The organism is Helicobacter sp. WB40, assembly GCF_027859275.1.
In the GTDB taxonomy this organism is placed as follows: Bacteria; Campylobacterota; Campylobacteria; order Campylobacterales; family Helicobacteraceae; genus Helicobacter_D; species Helicobacter_D ibis.
Genome location: NZ_JAQHXS010000038.1, coordinates 1 through 242, shown reverse-complemented (window position 1 = coordinate 242; position 242 = coordinate 1). Strand labels below are relative to the sequence as shown.

The 242-nt window shown below is 26.4% G+C and carries 1 pseudogene; it reads right to left on the bottom strand.

Going from position 1 to position 242, the window contains the following annotated elements:
- Positions 1–12 precede the first annotated feature (12 nt).
- A pseudogene (locus PF022_RS08830) lies at positions 13–242 on the bottom strand (methyl-accepting chemotaxis protein); the annotation flags it as partial.

Here is a 242-nt window from a genome sequence, read left to right as displayed (position 1 = left end):
AAGAAAAGACTCCTAGAATCTTTTCTTATTTACATCACTAATAATATCATCTGCAATTCTATTTACATTATTAGTAATATCTTGTGTATCATTAGCAACAATTACATTATCTTGTGTTACAGATTCTAATTGAGCTACTGCTTCATTTATTTGAGTTACACCTTGAGTTTGTTCTCTTATAGATTCACTCATATCATTAATACCTTGCACTAATATATTTACATTAGCTTCTATTTCATTTA